1 protein-coding gene and 1 pseudogene are annotated in these 1600 nt (G+C 37.4%); both read right to left on the bottom strand.

Annotation, left to right across the window (positions count from 1 at the left end; genetic code table 11):
* Positions 1-236: 236 nt before the first annotated feature.
* Positions 237-692, bottom strand: coding sequence for a barstar family protein (locus tag NSB03_RS20555; RefSeq protein ID WP_024988894.1), 456 nt, complete (start codon positions 690-692; stop codon positions 237-239).
* 123 nt (positions 693-815) lie between these two features.
* Positions 816-1600 (bottom strand): annotated as a pseudogene (locus NSB03_RS20550) (ribonuclease domain-containing protein); the annotation flags it as partial.

Below are 1600 nucleotides of genomic sequence, written 5' to 3'. Positions count from 1 at the left end.
CACAGCTGATAGAGGTCGTACACCTCCTGGTAGTTTACTTTTTCTTTTGCCATAATCTTTGTTAGTAATTGGTTATGCCGCAAAGATATGCTGGGTTGCGATGCGTGTCAAGGCGGAAAATAGAATGGTTACGGTAAGCCCCTTATAGTTGACACTACTTTGTAGCAAGCCGATTGATATATCGTAAAAATCCCTGATATAAATTATTTGAATGTCAATTTATATCAGGGCAAAAACTACCTCAAACAATATTTATATTTGCGAACTTGTATCCATTCGTATATAATATCCATAATTATCTCTTTTTCCTTTTCAGGAAAAATAAACCACACATGATGTAATGGGGCTTCCCATTCCGTATTGTTACCTACTTTTCTTTCGTTGTCTAAAATAGATTGATATATCCAAGATTCTATACAATCCACAATAGATGCTACATACAAATTTAAATCTTTCTTCGAAAGCCCGGTAATACCTTTATGAATAATTACAATATTATCATTTGCAATCCAACAAAAATCTCGGAAAACATCATCTAATGCATCCCAATTCTTTCCAAAATAAGATGGAAATTTTAATTTAGACATCAACTCTGCATACAACTCTTCCTTGTTCGTTATTACAGGAATACGAACGATATAAGAATCCTCTGGAATCTCAACATCTTCATTTATAAACTGAATATATTTCATTTTTTAATCTTAGTTTTAATTATAATGCTTTTCTACAGATAACATAACTGTAGAGAGTAAAGAATTAAAATTCATAGTTGTTACAAAAGTATGAATTCTAATTCTTTTATTCATTATCACATCTTAAAATTTAATTCTAATAAAGGTCAAGTGATGGTCTGGAGTAAACCACCATGAACCATTATTACCAATAATAACTCGCATAGGTCCAGCTCCTCTCACTAATCCTGGTGTGGGATGTATATATTCCGTATAGTTCCCTGTCGGCAAAAGAGATTTGTTATTCCAGTAGACAGCACCATCATGACGAAATGTGTATCTTATCCCTGAATTTATTCGCTCAATTGTTGGCAATAAATCATGTGTTACTCCTTCTGGAGTAGTAACAAAACGGGTAAATCCTTCAGGTGTCTGATTTAAAACGGGATTCAATTCCGGACTTAATGGAGAATTAGGAAGCATTGGTTCAGGCAGGGCAGCTGGTGTAGGATTATCCAACAACGCAATATCAGGAATATTATCAAACGAGATAGCATTTGGATGTTCAACCGTATTTATTGGTGTATTCTTTATCGAGAACGCATTCCTTCCTGGAGCGATATTCTGTCCAGTCCAAAAGTTCTGCCCTTTAATAAAAGACATGCCACCACCAATCAATCCACCTGTCACACTGCCTGTCACAGCACCAGTCAAGGCTCCATTAACCCCGTTGCGCCAGGCATCTCCAATGCTTCCTCCATCCATCAACGTATTACCGAAGCCAAGCGTGAAACCCGATGTTGCACCACCTACAAAACCACCGATAGCACCACCTATAAATCCTGCACCACTGGCTATCCCACCGGTAGCAGCACCAATAGCACCGGCAGCAGCACCAACTCCGAAATACCCTAAACCCTGCCAAACAT

Origin of the sequence: Bacteroides acidifaciens, assembly GCF_024623065.1 — a bacterium.
Lineage (GTDB): Bacteria > Bacteroidota > Bacteroidia > Bacteroidales > Bacteroidaceae > Bacteroides > Bacteroides acidifaciens.
This window is presented reverse-complemented; position numbering and strand designations above follow the sequence as displayed.